Genomic DNA, 25,000 nt, shown 5'->3' with positions numbered 1-25,000 from the left:
AGTGCCAGACCGTCGGCTGACGGTCGTCCGTGCCGCCTATCGGTTGTCGAACTGCCGCAGCACGGCGAGCACGCTGTCCGGCGTTACGCTGATGCTGTCGATACCCTGGTCGACGAGCCAGGCGGCGAAGGCCGGGTCGTCGGACGGCCGCTGCCCGCAAATGCCGCAGCTCAGATCGTTGCGGTGCGCGCCCTCGATCGCCGCGGCGATCAGTTTTTCGACCGCGGGATCGCGTTCGTCGAAACCCTCGGCGAGGAGGTCGGAATCGCGGTCGATACCGAGCGTGAGCTGGGTCAGGTCGTTCGAACCGATCGAAAAGCCGTCGAAATAGCGGGCGAAATCGTCGACGAGGATCACGTTGCTCGGGATCTCGGTCATCATATAGATTTGCAGGCCATTCTCGCCGCGCTTCAGGCCGTGACCGGCCATGATGTCGAGCACCTGCCGCGCCTCTTCGATACGCCGGCAAAAGGGAATCATCACGATCAGGTTGGTGAGGCCCATCGCCTCGCGCACACGGCGCAGCGCCCGGCATTCGAGCGCGAAAGCCTCCCGATAGTCCGGGTGCGCATAGCGCGCCGCGCCGCGAAACCCGATCATCGGATTTTCCTCGGCGGGTTCGAAATCCTTGCCGCCGAGCAGTGCCGCATATTCGTTGCTCTTGAAATCCGACGTCCGCACGATCACCGGCCGGGGGTAGAAGGCCGCGGCGATCGTCCCGACGCCCTCGGCAAAGCTGTCGATGAAATAATCCTCACCGCCGCCATGGGGCGCGACGAGCTTTTCGATGCGCTGGCGCGTCCGTTTCGCGCTGATCCCTTCGGGCCGGAGCAGCGCCATCGGATGCACGCGGACCGCCTCGGCCATGACGAATTCGCTGCGCGCCAGACCGACCCCATCGACCGGCAGGCGGGCCGATTGGAAGGCGATATCGGGATTGCCCACATTGACCATGAGCTTCACCGGCGGCTCCGGAAGATCCGCAAGGTCGACCTCGTCGACCTCGAACGGCACGTCGCCCGGATAGATGCGACCGGTCAGCCCCTCCGCGCAGGATATCGTGACCCGGTCGCCATCCTGAAGAATATCCAGCGCATCGGCCACGCCGACGATCGCCGGCACACCCAGCTCGCGCGCGACGATCGCGGCATGGCAGGTCCGTCCACCGCTTTCGGTGACGATCGCGGCGGCGCGTTTGAGCACCGGCTCCCAGTCCGGCGAGGTCGCCTTGGAGACCAGCACATCGCCGTCGCCGACCTTGTCCAGATCGGCGGTCGACGCGACCGGCCGCACGATGCCGCCGGCCACCGCATTGCCGACCGCCTGCCCCTCGGCAATCGGTATGCCCGTCCCGATCAGCCGGTACTGCCGAAGACGCTGTTGGGCACGGGCATGGACGGTTTCGGGTCGCGCCTGGATGATGAAGAGTTCGCCGTCGGGGCCGTCCTTCGCCCATTCGATATCCATCGGCGTATCGGCGGCCATGGCCGCGCTGTAATGCGCCTCCACGGTCAGCGCCTGTTCGGCGAGCTGCACGATCTCGGCATCGCTCAGACAGGGACTGCTGCGTTGCGCGAGCGTGGTGCGGCGCAGTTCGGTGCGATCGCCTCCGGCCCGCCGCGCATAGACCATCCGGCACTCCTTGGCACCGATCCGCCGGCGCAGCACATAGCGGTATCCCGCGCGCAAGGTTGGCTTGTGGACGTGAAATTCGTCGGGTTCGGCGAGCCCCTGGACGATCGCCTCGCCGAGCCCCCAGACGCCCGTCACCATCACGACGTCGCGAAAGCCGGATTCGGTATCGAGCGTGAATACGACGCCCGAGGAGGCCCGGTCGGCGCGGACCATTTTCTGGACGCCCGCCGACAGGGCGATCTTCAGATCGGCGAGGCCGTGATCGGCGCGATAGGATATCGCGCGCGCCGTATAGAGCGAGGCGAGACAGCGATGCACCGCTTGCACGACATCGTCCGCGCCGCTGATGTTGAGAAAGCTGTCATGCTGACCGGCGAAGGACGCCTGCGGCAGATCTTCGGCGGTCGCACTGCTGCGAACGGCCACCGATACGCCGCGGCCATATTGCGTTTCGAGACCGGCATAGGCCTCCCGGATCGCCGCGGCGACCGGACCCGGCATTGGCGCGGCCAGGATCGCTTCCCGGATCGTACGCGCGGCCTTTTCGAGCTCCGATCCGCTCGGCGATCCGAGCTCGGCCAGCGTTTCCGCGATCATCGGTGCCAGGCCGTTTTCCTCGATAAACAGGCGAAAGGCATCGGTGGTCGTGGCAAACCCCTGGGGCACGGAAACGCCCTTGCCGCCCAATGCGCCGATCATCTCGCCCAGCGACGCATTCTTGCCGCCGACCTCCGCAATATCGGCCAACCCGATCTCGGAGAACGCCCGAACCAGCGCGGCCGTCATCGGCTCACGCCGCCCGCTCTCCGGGAGCCTGCCGGATCGTTTTGCACAGATCGGCATCGCTGACGGCGCCGAAGTCGCGATAGGCGTCGTCGACGGACTCGAGATCGTCCGTGCGGTGAAGGCAGACGGTCTCGTCGGCAAGGCCTTCCACCTCGCTGAGACTGTTCCCGACTATCACGGGGATCGCCAAGGTGATGTCCTTCGGCCGGTGCTTGCGAAGGACCTGCATGACGGCCCGCATGGTCGCGGCCGGCGCCGATCCGTCGTCGACGAGTATGACGTGCCGGCCGGCCACCGAATGCAGCGCGCTCTCGCCGAAAGCCGCCCGGAGGCGTTCGAGTTTCGCCTCGGCCTTTTCGCGGGCCTCGTCCAGGCAGGCCTGGCTCGCGCAATAGGCATGGACGACGTCATCGTTCCAGACGATTTCAGGGGCGTCGGCATGGACGATCGCGCCCAGGGGAAGGCCGGTCTCCGCCGGTGCATCGATCGACTGGACGATGGCGGGGAAAAGCGGCGCCTCCAGCAGTTGGGAAACCTCGTAGGCGACCGGAATCCCGCCGCGGAACAGTCCGATAACGACCGGGTTTTTCACGCGCATGCCGATCAGGCGCAATGCCAGGTGCCGCCCCGCATCCCGGCGGTCGCTGAACTGCGCGCGCTTCCAAAATCGCATGGCTTCGCCTCTCATCCTGCGTTCGCCGACAGTATCGGACCGCCGCGCGGTCGAGATATTGACGGGCATCAAGCCCCGCGCATTTCCGCACGGCTAAGCTCGCACCGTCCGCCGCAGCGCGGGACCATCGGGAGACGACCGCCGTGAGCCTCGCGATCCTCTGGACGCAGTTCCTTGCCGCCGCCCTGCTGATCCTGTTCGCCGCACCGCGGTTGACCCGCAACGCCGAAATCATCGCAGCGCGGCGCAATATCTCCGACAACTGGATCGGCCTCATATTGCTCGCGTCGGTGACGTCGCTGCCGGAGCTCGCGGCCGGGATTTCATCGGTCAGCGCCGCGGCTGCGCCCGACATCGCGGTCGGCGCCGTGTTCGGGAGCTGCGTCTTCAACCTCGCGATGCTGGTGGTTCTCGATTTCGTGGTCCGCGGCGAATCGGTCTACCGGCAGGCGCGGCAGGCGCACATCCTGTCGGCGGGTTTCGGCACGATGCTGATCGGCATTGCCGGGCTCACCCTCATGGTGCGCGACCTCGGGCTGACCCTGTCATTCGGTCATATCGGCGCGACGTCGCTCGTGATCGTGATCGTCTATATAATCGCCACTCGCGCCATCCACAATTACGAGGCCCGTATCCGGGAACGCGCCGGCGAGGCCGTGAAGAAAGCGCCGACCGGATCGCTCAACAAGGCCCAGGCGATGTTCGCGATCGCGGCGCTGGCGATCGTCCTAGGCGGTCTCTGGCTCCCGGTCGTGGGCGCGAGGATCGCGGACCAGACCTTCCTCGATCGCAGCATCATGGGCACGATCTTCATCGCCGCGGCGACCTCGCTCCCCGAATTGTCGGTTTCGCTCGCGGCACTGCGGCTGGGCTCGGTGAACATGGCGATCGCCAATCTGCTCGGCAGCAACCTGTTCAACATTCTCATTCTCGCCATCGAGGATGTCATCTATTCGAGGGGCATCCTGCTGGACGACGCTTCGAACAGCCATGCCGTCACCGCGATGGCGGCCGTAATCATGTGCGGCGTGGTGATCGCCGGGCTGCTCTACCGCCCGAAAACCCGCCTGTTCAGGACCGTCGGCTGGACGAGCATCGCGCTGTTTTTGGTCTATATTCTAAACGTCTATGCAATTTTTTTGACAGCGCTCTAGACGGCTCTTTGCGCTGTCACCGCATCCACGATCAGTGTGGCGGCCGGGTTCGTTCAACGATTTGACCCTGGTGGCCGTAAACTCACCCATGGCGCTTGTTTCTCAAATCCGTCTCCATATTTTGACGCGGATGCGGGCGATCATCAATGGATGAGCGCGAACCGCGCATCGCCAATACACTTCAGATTTTAAGGGCTTTAGCGCACATCCACGAAGGTATGCGAACAGGAAAATGGCGGCGAGGGCGGGATTCGCAATGGGCAAGCAAGTCATTGAAGTATAAAAACTATTCGTGAAATTGTCAGTCGAATACCATGTTTAATACCACGTCGAACTTTTTCTTCACGATGTGACCGCTTCCGGCCATTTCCGAACAAGTCCGCTTACGGCCGGAAGCGGCCTGTCCGGTTTTTGGACTTCCAAGGTGAGAAATCCGCCGTTCGGCTACCGAGCCATAGCGGACATTCAAGTCAGTGGACACGAACGTCCAGCCATAAGGGAAATCGCTTCCACGCCATATTCGCCAGCGGACACATCACGGCTCAACCGCCAATTTGCCATTGCAGTTGCAAATTCGCTAGCATCGAAAACGAATGGATTGGCGTGGACTAGAATTCGACAAGACGGAGTTGGCCGCGAGCCTCCACAGTGCGCGCTGTTCGATCGTTCATGCTCCGGCCGGGTACGGCAAGACCAGCCTGCTCGAGACTTTCGCACGGCTGTCGAAAGTGCCATGCGTTTGTTATAAGGCAAGCCAGTTCGCAGGACATGTGACATTGCTCGACCTGATGGCGAAGGCACCGTCGGACCATATCTTGCTCCTTGACGAACCGCATGCGTTCATAGCGGATTTCGCCGATCCGGGATTGCTAACGCGCGTACTGGAAAGCCGCTCCGGCAGCGCGGTCATAGCAGCCCGTGATCTGTTCAACCTGCCGATCGCGCGCCTACGAATGGAAGGCGGGGTCCAGCTGATCGGCGTCGACGAATTGCGCATCGAACGGAAACAGATAATCCGCCAGTGCCAGGGCGCAGTCGGGCGTGCTGCGGCGATTAAAATTGCGCACTGGGCACAAGGCTGGCCTGCCGCGGTGCGAACGCTGACCGACTGGCTAGCCCGGCCCCGCAACCGGCTGGATAAAAGGGGCCAGTTTATCGCTCAATCTGGCATCGGCGCCTATATTGAACAGGAGGTGCTCTCGGATCTGCCAGCCGACTGGGTTCGTGCGTTGATGATGACGAGCCTGTTGGACGGATGCAGCAGTGAGATGCTCAATGCGGTCAGCCCCGATGACGTTCTTGGCACGCTGCTTCCCGACATTGCCATGAGATTGGAGGGGTTAGTCATCTGGAAGGAAGACGAGCTGCATGTCTACCCGCTCCTAAAACAGCACCTCCAGCGCCGCTTCGATATGCTGCCTCGGATCGATCGACAAGCGATCATGGCACACGCCTCACTGGCCTGCGACGCGGCGGGACGCATTCCCGAGGCGGCATCGCTCGCCATCCAGTCCGGCGGCGGAAGCGCGAGCAGCGAGTATTTGCGGCGAGCGCAGGGATTGAAATTGTGGGTCACCGGCGGCTTCGATGTCATCAAGCTACTCGTCGATCGCGCCGCACCGTTGGAATTGGCGGAAGAGCCGCGGTTCAGGCTACTCCAATGCGTCATTCATCTGAAAGAAGGACGGATCGCGGAGGCCGAAGCCCTGCTCGCCGAAAGCCTGCCATTGCTTGAAGGAGATCCGGACGGACTGCGCGATGCGGAGGTTATTCGCACGACGATCCTGATATATGGCTGCCGGGCGGCGAGTGAGAGCGACCTGGAGCCGTTTAATCGTATCGTTTTGCGCAACAATGACGATCCGGCCTGGAAAGCCTATATTACGACTCTGCGCTGCATATTGCGGACACAGTCGGGCGACCTTGATCGTGCGCTCGGCTATTTTGCCGAGGCGGTCGGCTATTCGCGCGACGCCGGCTCGGATTACAATCTGATGTTTCTCGACATTCACCGCGCCAATATCGAGTTGGCACGCGGCGAGATTGCGACCGCGCGCGCGATGTTGAAGGGCGCGCAGCGATCTTTCCGCAAGAAATTCCCCAAGGATGCCGGGGTGGAGACCGTGCTCCACGCCATCACCGCCTATCTCGAATTCGAGACTGGCCGCCTCTCGAGCGCGCGTTCGCATTTACGCAAATCCGCGCACCGAATGCCGCAAAGCGAAGCTTGGTTTGACGTCTATTCTGCAGCCTATGAGCCCTATGCGCGGCTGTTGGCCGCCGAGATCGGTCTATCCTCAACGCTTGCGGCGCTTGACGCGCAAAAAGAGCAGCTCCGCGCGCAGGATTTGGGGCGGGTCGCCGACTTTGTGAGGGATGTCGGCAATTGTCTGTCCGGCGAGGCATGGTTGCGCGGGGAGGACGGCACCGAGCCTCCGACGGCGGTCAATGTGCCCGACGCCGTAGTTGCCTGGCAGGCCAGCGAGCTGATCGCCTTGTCGAACGGCTATGCGCTGCTCGCCGCAGGTGAAACTAAGGAGGCGTGCGCCAGGCTGGACGAATTCGTCGAACGGTCCGCACAGCGCAAGCTGCGTCGCAGTGAATTACGAGGCTTGCTGTTGCTGGTTGCGGCGCACGATCGGATCGGCGAAAGCGACGCGGCCGATCGTCGTTTTGAGCGAGCCCTGGGGATCGGATCGAGGCACGGATTTAGCCGCGCATTTGCAGAATTCGGCGGAGACCCGGTCGCCTCGCGAATACGGGCGCGTCTGGACGAGCCTCCAGGTCAAGACGATCACGCCAAACTGTTCGGTTCACTGCGCCGGTGGTTCGGGGATCAAGAAACGCGAGTGAATGGAGCGGTCTTTACGCCACGCGAGCGCGAAGTCCTTGACGCGCTGGAGCAAGGTGGTTCGGACAAAGTCGTGGGACGCAGGCTCGGTATCAGTGAACATGGCGTCCGATTCCACCTGAAAAACATCTATAGAAAACTGCGTGTGCACGACCGGGTCGACGCGCTGGCCAAGGCGAAACACGCCGAACCGCATTAGATACTACATGATCTAGTAGCATCCTTCCATCACTTCCATAAGTTATACCTACTAGGCAGTATACCGCATCCTACTAAGATAATGGTTTGTGCCCGGCAGCCTCGCCCGCTCTCTTGTCGGTGAAGGAGGCGACGTATCCATGCATATCGGAGTAGATGTCGGAGGGACCAACACTGATGCCGTGCTGATGTCCGGTCGCGACGTCCAGAGTTTCGAAAAACGCGCGACATCCGACGATATCAGTGGCGGTATTCGGGAGGCGATCGGTGCGCTGCTCACGAAAAGCCAGTGCAGGCCCGAATCGATACGCAGCGTCATGATCGGCACGACCCAGTTCACCAACGCCTTTGTTCAGGCGCAAACGTTGAATCGCGTCGCCACGATCCGGATAGGCTTTCCGGCGGCACGAGGAATTCCGCCACTCGCTGGCTGGCCTAAGGCACTGTCGGACGCGGTCGACGGCGGCAGGCATGTCGTGCGCGGTGGCTTCGAATTCACTGGCCAGCCCATAGCGGCACTCGACGAAACAGCGGTGGCTGAATGTGCGAAGGGCATTCGCGCTTCGGGTGTGACGCATATCGCCATCTCCGGGGTCTTCAGCCAGCTCAACGCCAGCCACGAGGAACGCGCCGCCGAAATCGTCCGGGATTGTATGCCCGAAGCCGATATTACTCTGTCGAGCGAGGTCGGACGGATCGGGCTGCTCGAACGCGAAAACGCGGCCATCATGAATGCGAGCCTCAAAACGCTTGCCGCCCATGTCGCCGATGCCTTTGCGCAGGCGCTGCACGCACTCGGTATCGATGCGCCATTCTTCATCAGTCAGAATGACGGCACGTTGATGAGCGTTGCGCATATGCACCGCTATCCGGTGCGTACCTTTGCCGCGGGACCGACCAATTCGCTTCGCGGCGCGGCCCTTCTAGCCGGACTCTCCAACGCCTTGGTCGCCGATATCGGCGGCACGACGACCGATATCGGCGTGCTTATGGACGGATTTCCGCGCCAGTCGAGCATGCATGTCGACATTGGCGGGGTCCGGACGAATTTCCGTATGCCTGACATCCTCTCGCTCGGGCTGGGCGGCGGCAGCCGCGTACGCGACATCGGCGATCCGGCATCGCTTGCTATCGGGCCCGATTCCGTTGGCAACAGATTGCACCGGGACGCGCTCGTCTTCGGCGGGTCCATCCTCACGGCGAGTGACATCGCGGTGGCGGCGGGTAACGCGGATTTTGGCGATCGGTCGCGCGTCGATGGACTTCCCGCAGCGGCGGTCGCCGACGCCGCGGCTCTCATCACCGGCATGATCGAGAACGGCATTGATCGTATGAAGACGAGCAAGACAGCGGTTCCCTTGATACTTGTCGGCGGCGGGGCGGTGCTTGTGGCGGGCGATATCAGGGGGGTGAACGAGGTCCACCGGCCTGAAGGCGCCGAGGTCGCGAACGCGGTCGGCGCCGCCATTGGCCAAGTCAGCGGCGAGATCGACCGCATCTATAATATGGAAAGCGGTGTACGCGACGCCATGCTGTGCGAAGCACGCGAGCTCGCCGTGCAACAGGCGGTTGCGGCCGGCGCCCGCGAAGCTTCAGTCGAGATCGTCGAGGTCGAGGAATTTCCGCTGCAATATCTTCCTGGCGGTGCAACACGGGTCGTTTGCCGTGCGGTTGGCAATCTCGGTGCGTTCGAGGAGGCCAGCCATGGCTGATGTTATAGCGCAGGTCGATATTGATGATCTCGCGATCGGCTCGGCGTTTCTAGGGACCGGCGGCGGCGGCGACCCGTATGTGGGATCGCTGCTCTGCAAGGAAGCCATTGCGCATCATGGCGCGGTCAAGTTGGCAGCGCTCGAAGACGTGCCCGACGATGCCGATGTGTTCGTCGCGGCGGCGATGGGTGCCCCGACCGTCATGATAGAGAAGCTCTACGCCGTCGAAGACGCGCACCGCGCGGTGTCGGCCCTGGAGAAAGCCCTAGGGCGGAGCGCCGACATGATCATATCGGCCGAAATCGGCGGACTGAATTCGGTGATGCCGGTCGCCTATGCTGCGAGCCGCGGCCTTCCCCTCATCGACGCCGATGGCATGGGCCGCGCTTTTCCTTCGATTCACATGATCAATTTCAATGTTGCAGGCGTCAGCTGCACGCCGCTGGCGATTGCCGATGAACACGGCAATGTCGCGATCATAGAGGCTGAGAATGCCCGCAAGGCCGAGGAACTTGCGCGCCCCCTGGTCGCCGCGATGGGAGCGAGCGTCAGCCTGTCCTGCTATCCGATGACGGGTGCCGAAGCGAAGCGCGCAGCGCTGCCGGCCACGGTGAGCGCGGCGATTGCGGTTGGGAAAGCCATCCGCGAGGGCGACGCGCATCCGGTCGACCGTCTGTTGACGGCGCTGGACGGGCTGGAGGGCTATGGCAGCGCCTATCGGCTGTTCGACGGCAAGGTTACCGACATCTCGCGCGACACTTCGGCCGGCTGGGTATTCGGTAGCTGCACACTTGCCGCGCTCGACGGCGACGGCGGCGCCGAGATCGGCTTTCAAAACGAGAATATCTCGATCGTCGTCGATGGCGAGCTGAAGGCGATCGTGCCCGACCTGATCTGCATCGTCGACCGGGAAACGGCCATGCCGATCCCGACCGAAAGCCTGCGCTACGGCCAGCGCGTGGCCGTAATCGGCTGCGGCGCGCCGGGCCGGTTGCGGGCGCCCGAAGCGCTTGAATTCATGGGGCCGGCCGCCTTCGGATCGGAGGAGGCTTTTGTCCCGATCGAGGCACTGAACCAAAAGGAGCAACGCTCATGACCGCCACGATTCACATCATCACCCCGGTCATCACCGAAGGCATTCGCAGCCTCGACGACGTCGCGCCGCTTGCCGGCAAGGATCTGCATTTTACGCATTCGCTGCTCGAAAAGGGCCCAAGCTCGATCGAATCCGAAGTAGATGAGGCGCTGGCCGTTCCCGGGATCATGCAAGCTGCGCTAGCCGCTGAAGAATCGGGAGCGGACGCCGTGATCATCGATTGCATGGGCGATCCGGGCCTCAAGGCCGCGCGCGAGCTCGTCCGCATACCGGTGCTGGGTCCGGCCGAAACATCGATGCATCTGGCTGCGATGCTCGGGCACAAGTTCAGCATCGTGACCGTGCTCGACAGCGTGAGGCCGCTGCTTGACGATCTCGCGCGGGTTTATGCCGTGCATGACAAACTCGCCTCGATCCGCGTTATCAACATTCCCGTGCTCGAGATCGAGCAACGCATCGCCGAGGTTCAGGATTGTCTCGCCGAGATCGCGCTCGCGGCGGTCGAACAGGATGGCGCCGATGTGATCGTGCTTGGTTGCACCGGTTTTCTGGGATGCGCCGACGCGATCACCGAACGGCTGGAAAGCCGCGGGTACAGCGTGCCTGTGATCGATCCCGTTCCGGCGACGGTCTGTGTCGCCCAGGCATTGGTCAAAGCCGGCCTCACACATTCGAGCAAGACCTATCCCAAGCCGGGACCGAAAAGCATGGCCGGCCTCGCAACCTTTCAGGGCTGAGCCGCCCCAACGACAGAATGACTCAGGGGAGACATATAATGAGCATCCGACCTACAATCTTGGTGTCCACGCTTCTCGCTTCGACCACTCTGGCCCCGGCGGCACAGGCTCAGGCAACCGAGCAACCGCAAGCCGAAACAGGGCAGGTCGGTACTATCGTTGTTACCGCACGCCGCCGCGAGGAATCCCTGCAAGACACGCCCGTTGCGGTGAGCGCGCTTTCCGCAGCGGAACTCGAAAACCGGCAGATCGAGACGCTGACCGAAGTGTATCGCTACGTTCCCAATGTCCAGTTCAGCACGGCCGCTTCGGGGACGACGGGCGCCTCGTCGGTATTTGTTCGCGGCATTGGACAGATCGACTTCATTACCACCGCCGAACCCGGTGTCGGGGTCTATCTCGACGGCGTCTATCTCGCGCGCGTCACGGGCGCGGCCTTGGATCTCGCCGATGTCGAACGCGTCGAGGTGCTACGCGGGCCGCAAGGCACATTGTTCGGCCGGAACACGATCGGCGGCGCGGTGAACGTAGTCACCCGCACTCCTCGCGAGGCTTTCGAAGGGCGGCTCGAGATCAGCGGCGGCAGTCAGGATCGCTTCTCGCTGATGGCCGGTATCAGCGGCGGTCTCGCGGACGGCCTTGCTGCCGGCCTGACGGTGATGGCGCGCACCGATTCTGGTTATGGCACCAATCTTACGTCCCAAACCGGTAGTCAGCAGCTTGGCAAGGCCGAGGATTACGCGGCGCGGCTGCAGCTTCACGCCATGCCCTCGGATGCCACCACGCTCGACTTGGCATTCGACTATCTGGACCATGAAGGTACGCCGGCGCCGCATACACTTGTCGCTTTTCAGCCCTCGGCCGCAACTGCCGCCTATAATGCGGCGTTTCCAGCCAATCCGATCGGCGCGCAATTTCTGAACAGCGAACCGGATCTGGATGCAGTCCGATTGAGCGCGCCGATGGTGGATGACCTGGAAGTCTATGGTGTCGCTTTCACCGCCGCCCATGATTTCGATAACGTCACCTTGAAATCGATCACCTCCTATAGACATCAGGAAGGTCGATCCGGCCAAGATTTTGACGGGACGCCTGCGATCTTTCTCGATCAGTTCATCGATTCCCGCCAGTGGCAGTTCAGCCAGGAAATTCAGCTTTCGGGCGAGGATGATCTCGGGCGGCTGAACTGGATTCTGGGCGGCTATTACTTTGCCGAAGACGGTAGATTCAACAGTTCGATCCTGTTGTCCGGCACTCCGATCACCATCCTGACGAACAACCATACAGAGAGCTGGGCCGGTTACGGACAGTTAAGCTACGAGCTGTTCGACGATTTTAGGGTCACGCTCGGCGCGCGCTACACCGACGAAACCAAGCGGCTGGACGGCGTCACCACGAACTTCGGTGGTTTCGTATTGGTGCCGCCGACCGATCTTTCCGATAGCTTCGACAACTTCTCGCCCAAAATCGGTATCGACTACCGGGTCTCCGACGATTTGTTGCTCTATGCATCCGCAACGCGGGGCTTTCGCAGCGGCGGATTCAACGGCAGACCTTTTTCGCCCGCAGATCTGACCTCGTTCGACGCCGAGACGGTGACGTCTTACGAAGTCGGCTTCAAATCGGAGCTCGCCGATCGCCGTATTCGCTTCAACGCGGCAGCGTTCTACAACGACTATACGGATATTCAGCTCACCGCCGTGACCAATAGTGGCGGCGCTACAGTGGTGCGTACGGGTAATGCGGCCACCGCCGAAATCTATGGGTTCGAAGCCGAACTCGAAGCCCGCCCGACCAATGCGCTAACATTGTTCGGATCTGTGGGATTCCTGGAGAACTCGCTCGAGGAAAAGACGGGTTTCACTTTCGGCGCTACCGAACTGCCCACATCGCCGGAATGGACGATCTCGGCCGGCGGGAGATATGATGCGGACCTCACCGATACGCTGGTGCTCTCATTCGGCGCAGATTACAGCTACACGTCGAGCTTCACGCCACAATTTGATCCGTCTCCGGCGGCGCGCATCCCGGCCTATTCGCTCGTTAATGCCAGTATCACCCTAAATGAAGAGGCTGACGGCTGGCGGATCACGCTCTTCGCTGAGAATCTGTTCGATCAAGCCTATCGCACTTACGCTCAGACCTCAGGCAGCCAGGATGTGACTGTCGCCTGGTTCGGACCCACCCGGAGATTAGGCGTCGAACTCGGTTTCGAATTCTGAATCGGCTGCTTTCAGACAGTTGCGCAAAGGCAATCAGACGCGGCAGATAATTCCAGAAGACGAAAATCCGGCGCACGGCGGCCTGTCCGGAATTCGTCACCAGGAGGCAGGCAAACGGCTCATGCCCCTGAACAGGAAGCCTTCGCGCCAGGCGGGGCTTTCGGTCTCGACCGTCAAATGGGGTAATCGCCGGGCCAGCTCCGTAAAGGCGATGCGGCCTTCGAGCCGCGCGAGCTCGGCTCCGGCGCAAAAGTGGATACCGCCTCCGAAACTCATATGGGTGGCATCCTCGCGCGTGATGTCGAATTCGTCCGGTCGATCAAATTGTCTCGGATCGCGATTGGCGGCACCGATCAGCGTCAGCACCTTCTCCCCCGGCATGATATCCTGGCCACGGATCGTATGCGGCTCCAGGGCGGTCCGATAGGTAGCAATCAGGGAGCTCTCATAGCGCAGAACCTCATTGACGGCGCTCGCTGCCAGCCCTTTGGGATCCTCGCGCAACTTCCGCCATTGATCACGAAAGCGGCTGAAACAGAGCAGCCCGTTGCCGATCATGTGTGCGGTCGTCTCGAACCCCGCGCCGAACAGGCCTATCGCAACCGTTACGAGCTCATGGTGGGTCAGAGCATCTTCCGCCGTACCGGACTGCACGAGCGCGGTCGTCAGATCATCCTTGGGTTCGACCTTTCGGCGTTCGAACAATTCAGCGAAAAATGTCTCGAGCCGAATGATTTCCCGGTCGGCTGTCTCAAGCTCTTGCTCGTCCAACGCACGCGCCTCGAAGACGATAAAGCTTTGCGCAATCGCGTCGATGACCGAAGCGAGCCGTTCATCCTCCGATTCGATGCCGAGCATGTCGCACATTACGAGAACCGGCAGCTCGTATGCGAAATTCGCGATCATGTCGGTTTGCCCTTCATCGATAAAGGCGTCGATCAGGTGGTTGGTGATCTCCCGAATGCGCGGCTCCATCGCGCGAACGCGCTTCGCCGTGAGCCCGCCCGTCACCAGACCGCGGACCCGCGTATGCCGTGGCGGGTCCTGCATGAGAAAGACTTCCGACAGCCATCGGTAGGAGGGATGCGCCAGAACATCGAAATCCGGCCCGTAGAAGAGCTGGATATTCTTGACGAAATCGCCCTGCCCGTACCCCGTGCGGTCCATGAGGACACTGCGGACATCGTTATAGCGGCTGACGACCCAATAGCTGAATTCCGCCCGGTGGACGGGATCCTGTTCGCGCAAATCCCCAAATGTCGGATAGGGATCGACCCTGAGATGCGGCGCGTCGGGGTTGAATGGACTGATCGTTTCGCTAATGGCCATGTCTGCTCTCCTCACCCCTTTACAGGCCTGAAGCCCTGATCCGTCTGCCGGACGAAAACGCTGTGCGTACCGCCGAAATGCGCCGGGACGATCCGTGCGCCTTGCGATGCTGCCTCCGCGACGATCCTCCGCCGGGTTCCGGCCGCAACGGCCCGATTTTCGCAATAGATGCTGTTCGAGTTGGGCCGGATGACCTGCATCGGATGATGCAGCACGTCGCGGGTGAACAGGGCGGAATCGCTTTCGCTGCGAACGTCCAGGACCATGTGTCCGGGCGTATGCCCCGGGGCGTCGCGCATCGTGATGCCCGGGCCGACCTCGAACCCGTTTTTGACCAGTTCGACGAGTCCGTCGTCGAGCACGGACTTGACGCTGTCCTCGAACACATTGGCATTGACGTCGCGTCCCAACATCGCGGCATAATGCGAACCGGCAGGATCCCAAACCTCCCGATCAATCGCTGGAAACAGGTAGCGGGCGTTCGGGAATGTCGGTATCCAGTCTTCGCCATCCCAGCGCGTGTTCCAACCGACATGGTCGATATGCAGATGCGTGCAGACGACGATGTCGATCTCGTCCGGCTTGACGCCGGTCTCGCCGAACCGCGCGAGGAAATCGGTATCCAGCTGCCCAAACACCGGGATATGCGGACGGTCCTTGCCGTTTCCCGCGCCTGTATCGACGAGGATTCGAACACCGTCGGCATCGATCAACCAACTCTGCAGGAAGGCGTAAAGCTCGCCATCCCGCAGATAATCCGGCGTGAACGCTGCCGCTTCGCCGGCGAAGGTCTGTTCGTCATGTTCGGCGAACAGATCCTGCGGCGGCGCGAATTTGCCGCCCCATTCCTCGATCCGCCAAACGCGATGACGTCCGATCCGGAAAAGGGGCTCCATGCCGTGACCCGTTAGAAGTTGACGCCGAAGGTCGCGCCATAGGTGCGCGGCGGACGCAGCGAACCCACCCGCACGAAGCCGTAAAGCGGTGCCGTGGTGATGTTGTTGGCGATCGCAAAGGTATCGAAAAGGTTGCGGCCCCAAACGGCCAGTGACCAGCGCTCGTCGGGCGAGCGATAGGTGATGCTCGCATTGGCCAGAACGAAGCTTTGCTGGCGGGCGTCCTGATTGTTGAACTCGGTGAAAAACACCTCGTCCTGCAAATTCACATCGCCGGACAGGTCGAGAAAACCATTGCCGCCCAGATCGATCCGATAGTCCGCAAACAGCGCCACGGTCAGCTCGGGCGCGTTGGGCAGCTGATTTCCGGACAGATCGCTGATCAGCGGATTGTCCGGACAGGCCGGGAATTGCCGGCGAGAGGAAACGCCCGCGGCATAATAGCCGTTGCAGAAATCCTGAAATTCGGAATTGAGATAGGTCGCAAAGGCCCGGACCGTGAGATTGTCCGCCGGGCGCATCACGGCCTCGAGCTCGACGCCCCAGATCCGCGCCGACGCGGCGTTGATCGTTTCGACGATATTGTTCTCGTTGACGAAACCGATCTGGAGATCGGTATAGTCATAATAGAAGGCCGAACCGTTCAACGCGAAACTGCTGTCCGCCGTCTCCGTCCTGAAACCGGCTTCATAGCTCCAGACGAATTCCGGATCGATGACATCGTTTACGCTGCCGATATTGATCACGCCGGATTTAAAGCCCCGCGTCACGCTGGCATAAAGCAGCGTGTCCCCGGCCGTCCGATATTCGACGAGGAATTTCGGCGTGATCGAGTCCCAGCTTGCCGACCGGTCGGTCGGGACATCGAGCCCCTGCGCTTCGAAGGTGAAGCGGCCGACGCCGACGCGCTCTTCATAATTGTATCGCGCACCGGCAGTGATCGTCAGATCGGGCACGACCTCATAAGAAGCTTGCAGAAAGGCGCCGAAAGCCTCGGTCTCAACCGTCCCGCGCTGGAGGAAATTGCCGTCATCGAACAGGTCGACCGGCAAATTGGTGCCCAGCAGGAAATTGAAATAGCCGGCTAGATTGACCGTCGGCACCCGGACTTCGCCGAACAGATCTTCGGTGAAATACATCGCGCCGCCGAGAAGCGACAGCGGCCCGTTTTCATAGCCGACGGTGATTTCCTGGCTGAAGGACTCGCTCTGCTCGGTATAGTCGTTCCGCCCGAACGCCCAGACGTCCGAGACGTCGAGATCGTTGCGGTTAAACCGATCGAAATCGCGATAGGAAGTGGTCGAAACGATCGAGACATCGCCCGGAGTCCAACTGATCACGGCTTGCGCGCTCCAACCCTCGCGATCGTTGATCGCCTCCTCGTTCGAATAGATGTTGCGCAGGTCCGGCTCGCGGCCTTCGGCGGCAGCAATATCGAAGATCGTCTGCCCACCGAGCACCGCGCCGGGCAGCGCAGCCTCGGGAACGACCGTCGGGCCGAAATAGTGGAAAGCGTAATTATTGTCGTCTTCGCGGAAATAATCGCCGACCACCAGTATTTCGAGATCCGGCGCCGCTTCGAACAGCAACGAACCGCGAATGGCCCAAGCGTTACGATCGTCGACCGGGTTCCCGGTGAACAGATTCACACCATATCCGTCGCGATTTTCATACCTGCCGGCGACGCGCGCCATCACACCATCGGTGATCGGGCCGCCCACCGCGCCTTCGACGGTGATCGCATCGTAATTGCCGTAGGTCAGCCGGCCATAACCTTCCAGTTCATCGCTCGGCCGCGTCGTGACGAGATTAATGACGCCCGCCGTTGCGCCGCGGCCGTAGAGCGTTCCCTGCGGTCCGCGCAGCACCTCGACCTGTTGAAGATCGTAAAAGCCCGAAAGCTGGGCTGCGGGTCGGCTGATAATCGCGCCGTTCTGCAGGAATGCGACCGCGCCGTCGGCGCCGAGGTCAATACTGGTCAGCCCGATCCCGCGGATGAAGGTCCGATTGACGCCGAACTGATCGCCCACCGAGACATTGGGAACCGCCGCGGAAAGATCGCTGACATTCTGGATGCCGCCCGGCCCAAGCTCGTCGGCGCCGAGTACCGATGCCGATCCTGCAGTATCTTCCAGCGATGCATTCTGCCTGGTTGCCGTGACGACGATCGGCGCGTTTGCCGATTCCGTGTCGGCCGCGCCGGACGCCTGCGCATGGGCGGGCTGGAGCGCCAGCAGCGAACTGGATGCTATAGCCAATGTCAGCGCCCGTGATTTCGATTTACCCACTGCCTACTCCCTTTATCTTCTCTCGTTTATTCTACTGATCAGTATACAGGCCGAAATTTTTTAGCTGCTCAGAACCTCGCGCCGCAGCCGGATATCGGCGGCCTCGCGATCCCATGTGTCCGCGGTCACGCCTTCTTTGCGAAGTTCGGCCTTCTGCACCTTGGCGGACGGCGTTTTCGGCAGTTCGTCGACGATCCGGACATATTTGGGCACCATGAAATACGGCATCCGTTCGGCAAGAAATGTGCTGAGTTCGATCGGATCGATGGTTTCACCGGGAACTGGCGCTACGACCACCATCACCTCGTCTTCGCTATATTCGCTGGGGACACCGATAGCAGCCGCTTCGCGAACCTGCGGATAGGTACAGACCTCGACCTCGACCTCGAAAGAGGAGATATTCTCGCCGCGTCGCCGGATCGCATCCTTGACCCGATCGACGAAATAGAAATTGCCGTCCTCGTCCTGCCTGAAGGCATCGCCCGTATGGAACCAGCCGTTGCGCCAAGCTTCGGCCGTCGCCTCGGGGTTGCGGTAATACCCGCTGTTCATCGCCCAAGACCGATCGGTCCGGACGAGCATCTCGCCGATCTCGCCGACCACGACTTCGCAATCATTCTGGTCGACCAGCCGCACCTCCACGCCCGGCCGTACCTTGCCGCACGTGCCCCGCTTGACCGGATTGGGCTCGGAAACGATCGGCGAGGAAATCTCGGTCATGTTGAAGATCGTATAGATGTCGGGGCCGAATCGCTTGGTGAATGCCGGCGCGTCGTCGGACAGCGGCACCATGAATGCCGCCCGGACCTGGTGGGCGCGATCCTGTTCGCTCGGCGGCTGCTTGAGCAGGAACGTCGCCATGACGCCGAGCAGGAAAACAACCGTCGCCTCATATTTGCGGGCAAGCTCCCAGAAGGTGTCGGTCGAATAATTGTTGAGCAGGGCAATCGACGCACCACGGGCCAGCATGACGAACGCTGCGCCCATGCCGCCGATGTGGAACATAGGCGCGGCCACCAGATATCGGTCGTCCTCGCCCACCATCGGCCAGGATTCCGGGCCCGCGTTGCTGTACATGTGAAGATAGGAAGACAGCACGCCTTTCGACGGGCCCGTCGTTCCCGACGTGTAGATGATCGATTGCGGGTCCCAGGGATCGATCCGCCGTTCCGGATCCGACACCTCGCCGTCATTGTCGGACAGGTCGGCAAAGGCGTGCAGCGCGAGATCGGTAGGGTTGTCCTCCAGGGCGCCGGTCACGACCAGTGTTTCGAGACTGGCAAGCTCGATCTCGGCAAGCCGATCGACCAGTCCGCAGTGGGCAATGATCAGTCGCGAATCCGCATTTTCGATGACATGCGCGAGGAGCGACCCGCGATAGGCGGTGTTGAAGGGTACGAAGACCGCGCCGAGATAGTTGATCGCATAAAAGGCCAGCAGCACATCCTTGCCATTGGGGAGCCAGACGGACACCGTATCGCCATGTTGGACGCCCAGTTTCTGCAGCCCCGCCGCGCAGGTGCGAACCCGCTCGCGCAGTTCGGCGTAGGTCCAGCGCTCGCCGTCCTCGAAGATCACGTAATCCTTTTCCGGACGCTCGACGGCCCAGCGATCGATGAGGTAGCGCGCGACACAATGATCCCGGTCCGGCACACGGGGATCGGGAAAGTCGGCCATGCCTTCGGTGTCGCTCAACGCACCACGCTCCTATTCTTGTCCTCTGCCGGACACGCGGTCCGGAGATTCAAGCCGTTCATCGTCATCAAGGGGACGCGCGCCCGCCATGCGCAGACAGGCATCGACAAGCTGGTCGATGACATTCTCCTCGGACCGCCGTCCGCCCGGCGAGAACCATACCGGGATCCAGCTGATCAGGCCGCCGACCCATACCGACACGAGCGAGTCCGCATCGGTCGCAAAATCGCCCGCCCGGGTTCCGGCTCTCAACAGCTGCGCAATCCGATGATCGAATTCGTGCCTGAGACCGAGAATCCGCTGAAAATCGGCCCGGCCGAGATTCTTCATCTCGCGCTGGTAGACGACGATATGTTCCTGCCGTTCGATCACGATCCGTCCGACGCGACGGACAAGTTCGATCAGCTGCGCACGCGGCGTGCCGCCAGTGGCCAATGCCTGCTCGAGCACTTCGAGCGATTCGCTGATGCCCGTCTCGCAAATGGCCGCAAGGATCGCATCCTTGTTCTTGAAGTAGGAATAGAGAAACGGCTTAGTGACGTGGAGTCGATCGGCCAGCGCATCCAGCGTCGTTCCGCTATAGCCGAGTTCATAGAACAAATGGCCGGCTTCCTCGACTATCCGGTTTCGCTTGTAGGCAAGCAATTCCGACTTCAGCCGTCCACGGTCTTTCAGCTCCAGTTTCGCCAATTGCCCTTCCCTTCTTCGCGTCGCACTTGTCCGACGATCAGTAGCGGGAATTTCGGTCGAGGCGAAGCCGGCGCGACTCATGCGGCGCGCCGCAAGATGGTCATAATGTCATCCGCGCCGGTTACCGGACGCGGATTGGTGCGGCCCCAAATGTCTTCGAGAGTCAGCTCGGCAACCTGCGCGAAGCGATCTTCACCGACATCGACCTCGGCCAGCGTACGGGGCATGCCGAGGGACCGGATCATGCCGTCGAGCGCCTCCGATGCGGATTTGTCGCCCGCGCCCAAGGCGGCGCGAATACGAACTTGGCGGCTGTCGTCATGCTCGGCATTCCAGGCCAGCACATAGGGAGACATCACGCAGGAGGTGTAACCGTGCGGCACATCGCAGGCGCCGCCCAGAATATGACCGATCGCATGGCTGGCGCCCATCGGGACGCCGCCGATGATCGGGATCATCGACTGCCAGGCTCCCATCTGGCATTTGAGGCGCGCGTCGAGATCGTTCGGGTCGCGCTTGGACCTCGGCATTCCCTCGGCCAGCATGCGCAACGCATTCTCGGCCAGCCCGTCGGCAAAATCGTTCGACTGGTTCGAGGCCAAAGTTTCGACCGCATGGTCGACGGACCGCACCCCGGTGGACAGCCAGAGCCATTCGGGCGTGTGTACCGTCATCGCGGGATCGAGCAAGACGGCGACCGGCGCCATCGCCCGATGCTCATACCCCTGCTTATGGTCGGTCACTTCGTCGGTCGCGCCGGAGAGGGCGTTGAACTCACCGCCGGACAGGGTCGTCGGAATACAGATTGTGCGGACGTCCGGACCGGCATCGGGATCGTCGGCTATCGGGTTCACGACTTCGCCTTCTTCGGTCACATAAACGCGAAGCGCTTCCATCGCTTCGACCGCATCGACACCGTGCTTGAGGAGCAGCGAGACGATCTTTCCGCCGTCAGTGACCGAGCCGCCACCGACTGTGACGATGAGATCGGCGTCGCAGGCGCGCGCCGCATCGGCCGCGGCGACGACATCCTTTCTCGGCACATGGGGTGCCAATCCGCTCCACGTCGTCGCGTGACGCTTGCCAAGCGCCTTCTCGATTCGTTCGATTTCGGGCGTGCTGGTACGCAGCGTTTCGCTGGCCAGTAAGAATATCCGGCGCGCATCGCGAGCATCCGCGATATCGGACAGCGCCTCGGCGGCCGGGCGGCCGAAAACCACGCTTTCGGTCGAGGTAAATACCATTTGCCCGGACTGGGTCACCGCAGACATCTCCTCTCATGGCCTTCGCCGGTTCTTGCCGGTCGCTCGCCGCCTCCCATATACTCATCGGTATATTTTCAAGCATTGGGTATATTCAGCTTGTGTAACTCTGTCCAGTGGCGGCCAAGAGAATAAGCCGATCTCTCCATCCCGGCCCGCGCCGTCACTGTCCTCCCAAGAGCATCTAATCCATCGCCACCAACTGTTGTCCGATCAGTCGATCGATGCGGGCGGTGTCGATTTTCCAAGATCGGAGACTTTCCCGCATTCCGAACGCTACCGCGTCCGGACCATGGCTGGGTGTCCGACCGAAGCGGGGTGCCGGCGCGGGCCGCATACCCATGCCCGCATCGCCATGAACGTTCCGCATCACTTTGGGCGGATAGTCGACGGCCTCGTCCGGCGACAGAACCGGGGTGACGCATGCGTCCCGCGTATCGAAAATATCGAGCCATTCGGCCTGTGACCTTTGCCTGACTATGGCTGAAATCCTGGTGCTGCGGGCCTCCCAATGCACCGGATTCAGATGATCGCCATAATCGCCCGGATCAAGATCCAGGCCACGCAGAAACTCTGCGTGAAACTCCGAATCGAGTGCGCCGACGGCCAGAAACTTCGCGTCCGCTGTCTCATAGCAGCGGTAGAAATATGCGCTCCCGTCAAGCAGATTTCCGCCCCGCCCGGCTCTCCAGATGCCCATTTGCGACCAAGCGAATATCTGGGTCAGCAGCAGGGACGCGCCATCGACCATCGCCGCGTCGACCAGCTGGCCGCGGCCGCTCCCTGCTCGTTCCACAAGCGCTGCAAGCAGCCCAGCGACGATCAGCATGCCGCCGCCGCCGAAATTCCCGACGAGATTGAGCGGCGGGACCGGAGGTCCGTCATGCGGCCCCATCAGATACAGTCCGCCGGTTACCGACAGATAGTTGATGTCATGCCCGGCCTTTTGCGCCAGCGAACCGTCCTACCCCCAACCAGTCATGCGCCCGTATATGAGTTCCGGATTGTCATTCATGAGTACGTCCGGACCGAGGCCCAGTTTTTCCATCGCGCCGGGCCGAAAACCTTCAAGCAATATGTCGGCATTGGCAGCAAGATCCTTGGCCAGAGTCAGCCCTTCTGCCGATTTCAGGTCGACAGCGATCGACGCCCGCCCATGGTGGAGATGGTTGAAGCGCTCGTCGCCGCCCACCGGCGACGGTGCGCCGATCCGTCCGACGCGCAATATCTCCGCACCCATGTCCGCCAGCATCATCGCAGCGAACGGGGTAGGCCCCAGACCCGCAAATTCGAGAACGCGTATACCCTCGCAGCGGCCCTTCGCCCATATCGCCTCCTTTCCTTCGTAGCTCCGACCGACAATAGGCGACGACAGCATCCCTTTCCGGTCGGTTTCACCTTGTCTAGAGCCTAACTTTCCTAAAAGACGAAAATTATACTGGCAAGTATCTTCAAGCTATGTCAGTATCGATCCGAGAAAAGGCCAAGGTCGGAGAGGCGAGGTAAAGTGCGACTTTTACCGAAGGTTCATGCTTCCCGACCCCGACTTAGCCATCACCGGGCCAGCCGCAAGGCGCTCCCGTCGCCCGCTAAGGAGACCGACAAGACATGAGTGACATCGAACAGCGGCCTGTGGAGCGGGCAGACATTGACTGGGACAGGTTGCGCAGCGGCGTCGAGCAGGCCAATATTCCTACCCTACTCATGTGCCTCGTCCAGATGACCGGCGAACGCAAATGGCTCGACGCGCCCTATACGCCGCATCGCGGCCGCGGCCTTGACGACAATGACACAGCTGGTCTGGAGCCGTCGATCCAGCACGAGATCCGCGACGCGGCGTTCGAAGCGATTGCGCAATGGCTCAAGGGTCGTCCGCTTCGGCTTCCCCGGCCGGACAATGCGGAACTGGCGGAAATGCTGGCCGTTGCGATGGGCGAAGCGGTTCCGGCGGAATATGGAGACATCATTGCCGCGGGCATGCAGCTCGATCCTGCGCACGCGCCGGCCAAGGTCAAGCGCAAGCGAGAAGCGGTCATTATCGGTGGGGGCATTTCCGGAATTTGTGCAGCCATCCAGATGCAGAAAATGGGTGTCGACTTCCGCATTCTGGAAAAGAACGAAGAGTTTGGCGGAACCTGGTGGGAAAACCGCTATCCGGGCTGCGGCGTCGACACACCGAACCTCACCTATACCTTTTCGTTCCGCCCCAATGACTGGTCCAAATATTTCCCGCTCCGCGACGAGATCAAGGACTATCTTTTAGATACGGCTGGAGAATATGGTCTCCACGACCATACGGATTTCGGAACGACCGTGCGGAAAGCCGAATGGCTCGCCGACGAACCAAAATGGAAGGTCACCGTCGCCGATCGCGACGGCAATGAACACATCCACCGTGCCGATATCCTCTTCAGCGCGGTCGGCATTCTCAATACACCGAACATGCCCGAGATTCCCGGTCTCGAAACATTTGCCGGCCGGGTCGTCCACACCTGCCAATGGCCCGCCGATCTCGACCTTGCCGGCAAGCGCGTCGCGGTGATTGGTAACGGCGCGTCGGCAATGCAGGTGGTTCCGGCCATAGCGGACACCGTTTCGGAACTGACGATCTTCGCACGTTCCAAGCAGTGGGCCGCACCCTTTCCGCAGTTTCGCAAGGAGGTGCCCGACGGGGTCCGGTACCTGATGCAGGCGGTGCCGCTGTACAGGGCCTGGTTCGAACAGCGGCTGTCATGGACGTTCAACGATCGTGTCCTCGGCACTTTGCATCGGGATCCCGACTGGCCGGAACCCGACCGCGCCGTTAACGCGATCAACGATGGGCATCGCGAACATTTCACTCACTATGTTCGCGAGCAGTTGGATGATCGGCAGGATTTGCTGCCGCACGTCCTTCCGACCTATCCGCCCTTTGCAAAACGGATGCTGCTCGACAATGGCTGGTATCGGACGTTGCGGAAGCCCAACGTCACGCTGGTGCCGGACCGGCTCGCGAACGTGGACGGCAACACGCTGGCTTCCGGTTCAGGAGACGCGGTGGAAGCCGACGTCATCATCCTGGCGACAGGCTATCAGACGACCCAGGTACTTGGTTCCTATGACGTGATCGGCCGCGACGGACGGGTACTGCGCGATTTCTGGGACAATGACGATGCTGCTGCCTATCTGGGAACGCTCGTACCCGGCTTCCCGAATTTCTTCGTCCTGTTGGGCCCAAACGTCGGATCGGGGCATGGCGGCAGCATGATCCGCAATATCGAGAATCAGGTGCATTATTCCGGGCGGATTATCGAGAAGCTTGTCGAACGGAGCGCCGAAACCGTCGAAGTCCGCGAGCCGGTATATGAGGAATACAGAGGCAAGATCGACGCGGCACACGAACGGCTGGTCTGGACCCATCCGGGGACGGGAAACTGGTACCGCAATTCCCGTGGCCGTGTCATCGCCATCACGCCGTGGCGAAATGACGCCTTCTGGCGGATGACGCGGGAAGCCGATCCGCAGCATTTGACTTTCGGTTGCGACCCCCGCGGGACCGAGAGGAAGAAGCCTGCCTGACGCCTGGCAGACAGTTCATAGCCCTTATGCAACGCCTAACTGGCGCGTGTGCGACCAGCGTTCGAACGGGCCGCAAGCAACTGTGTGAATTGGGCAGAAGTAAGCTACTGGCGGAGAGGTGGGATTCGAACACAGACGGTAAATATTTGATTTTAAAAAATCTTCCTCCGGGATTTCTTGCGGGGCACCACAAGAAATACCACGAAAAACAATTCGCT

At 61.4% G+C, this 25,000-nt stretch carries 15 protein-coding genes and 1 pseudogene; 7 read left to right on the top strand and 9 right to left on the bottom strand.

Annotated elements, in window-relative coordinates:
- Positions 1-36: 36 nt before the first annotated feature.
- Both ppsA and HFP57_RS16525 read right to left on the bottom strand, forming a co-directional pair.
- Positions 37-2,421: a phosphoenolpyruvate synthase gene (gene ppsA, locus HFP57_RS16530; protein ID WP_176870825.1), complete on the bottom strand. Its 2,385-nt coding sequence runs from the start codon at positions 2,419-2,421 to the stop codon at positions 37-39.
- A gap of 4 nt (positions 2,422-2,425) precedes the next feature.
- Positions 2,426-3,094 (bottom strand): phosphoribosyltransferase, encoded by a 669-nt coding sequence (locus HFP57_RS16525; RefSeq protein WP_176870824.1) that lies wholly within the window; start codon positions 3,092-3,094, stop codon positions 2,426-2,428.
- A 143-nt stretch (positions 3,095-3,237) separates the two neighbouring features.
- On the opposite strand from HFP57_RS16525, the gene HFP57_RS16520 reads away from it, so the two are divergent.
- The 6 genes from HFP57_RS16520 (at position 3,238) to HFP57_RS16500 (ending at position 13,064) form a co-directional block, all read left to right on the top strand.
- Positions 3,238-4,248, top strand: a complete 1,011-nt coding sequence (locus HFP57_RS16520; RefSeq protein ID WP_176870823.1) for a sodium:calcium antiporter — start codon at positions 3,238-3,240, stop codon at positions 4,246-4,248.
- A 629-nt stretch (positions 4,249-4,877) separates the two neighbouring features.
- Complete coding sequence (locus HFP57_RS16515) at positions 4,878-7,298, top strand: LuxR C-terminal-related transcriptional regulator (RefSeq protein WP_176870822.1); 2,421 nt, start codon at positions 4,878-4,880, stop codon at positions 7,296-7,298.
- Positions 7,299-7,437: 139 nt separating this feature from the next.
- Positions 7,438-9,009 carry a hydantoinase/oxoprolinase N-terminal domain-containing protein gene (locus HFP57_RS16510; protein WP_176870821.1) on the top strand — a complete coding sequence of 524 codons (1,572 nt, stop codon included), beginning with the start codon at positions 7,438-7,440 and terminating at the stop codon, positions 9,007-9,009.
- Positions 9,002-10,105, top strand: coding sequence for an S-methyl thiohydantoin desulfurase family protein (locus HFP57_RS16505; RefSeq protein ID WP_176870820.1), 1,104 nt, complete (start codon positions 9,002-9,004; stop codon positions 10,103-10,105). Before HFP57_RS16510 ends, HFP57_RS16505 begins: the two co-directional genes overlap by 8 nt.
- Positions 10,102-10,842, top strand: a complete 741-nt coding sequence (locus tag HFP57_RS18115) for an aspartate/glutamate racemase family protein (protein WP_246263211.1) — start codon at positions 10,102-10,104, stop codon at positions 10,840-10,842. Before HFP57_RS16505 ends, HFP57_RS18115 begins: the two co-directional genes overlap by 4 nt.
- Positions 10,843-10,859: 17 nt before the next feature.
- Positions 10,860-13,064 carry a TonB-dependent receptor gene (locus HFP57_RS16500; RefSeq protein ID WP_343045270.1) on the top strand — a complete coding sequence of 735 codons (2,205 nt, stop codon included), beginning with the start codon at positions 10,860-10,862 and terminating at the stop codon, positions 13,062-13,064.
- 96 nt (positions 13,065-13,160) lie between these two features.
- Here HFP57_RS16500 and HFP57_RS16495 read toward each other — a convergent pair whose 3' ends face one another.
- From HFP57_RS16495 to HFP57_RS16465, 7 genes and pseudogenes are all read right to left on the bottom strand, one after another.
- Positions 13,161-14,393: a cytochrome P450 gene (locus HFP57_RS16495; protein WP_176870818.1), complete on the bottom strand. Its 1,233-nt coding sequence runs from the start codon at positions 14,391-14,393 to the stop codon at positions 13,161-13,163.
- 11 nt (positions 14,394-14,404) lie between these two features.
- A complete protein-coding gene (locus tag HFP57_RS16490; protein WP_176870817.1) occupies positions 14,405-15,289 on the bottom strand; it encodes an MBL fold metallo-hydrolase in 885 nt (294 codons plus the stop codon).
- Between the two features lie 11 nt (positions 15,290-15,300).
- Positions 15,301-17,547, bottom strand: a complete 2,247-nt coding sequence (locus HFP57_RS16485; protein WP_246263210.1) for a TonB-dependent receptor — start codon at positions 17,545-17,547, stop codon at positions 15,301-15,303.
- Between the two features lie 90 nt (positions 17,548-17,637).
- Positions 17,638-19,254, bottom strand: a complete 1,617-nt coding sequence (locus tag HFP57_RS16480; protein ID WP_176871376.1) for an AMP-binding protein — start codon at positions 19,252-19,254, stop codon at positions 17,638-17,640.
- A gap of 30 nt (positions 19,255-19,284) precedes the next feature.
- On the bottom strand, positions 19,285-19,962 hold the full coding sequence (locus HFP57_RS16475; protein ID WP_246263208.1) for a TetR/AcrR family transcriptional regulator: 678 nt from the start codon (positions 19,960-19,962) through the stop codon (positions 19,285-19,287).
- A gap of 77 nt (positions 19,963-20,039) precedes the next feature.
- Complete coding sequence (locus HFP57_RS16470; protein ID WP_176870813.1) at positions 20,040-21,233, bottom strand: iron-containing alcohol dehydrogenase; 1,194 nt, start codon at positions 21,231-21,233, stop codon at positions 20,040-20,042.
- Between the two features lie 175 nt (positions 21,234-21,408).
- Positions 21,409-22,602: pseudogene (locus tag HFP57_RS16465) on the bottom strand (CaiB/BaiF CoA transferase family protein).
- 230 nt (positions 22,603-22,832) lie between these two features.
- Here HFP57_RS16465 and HFP57_RS16460 point away from each other — a divergent pair.
- On the top strand, positions 22,833-24,782 hold the full coding sequence (locus HFP57_RS16460) for a flavin-containing monooxygenase (protein WP_176870812.1): 1,950 nt from the start codon (positions 22,833-22,835) through the stop codon (positions 24,780-24,782).
- Positions 24,783-25,000 lie beyond the last annotated feature (218 nt).

The sequence above is a fragment of the Parasphingopyxis algicola genome (assembly GCF_013378075.1).
GTDB lineage: Bacteria > Pseudomonadota > Alphaproteobacteria > Sphingomonadales > Sphingomonadaceae > Parasphingopyxis > Parasphingopyxis algicola.
Note: the sequence above shows the minus strand (reverse complement) of the source record. Positions and strands in the feature narration are given on the sequence as shown.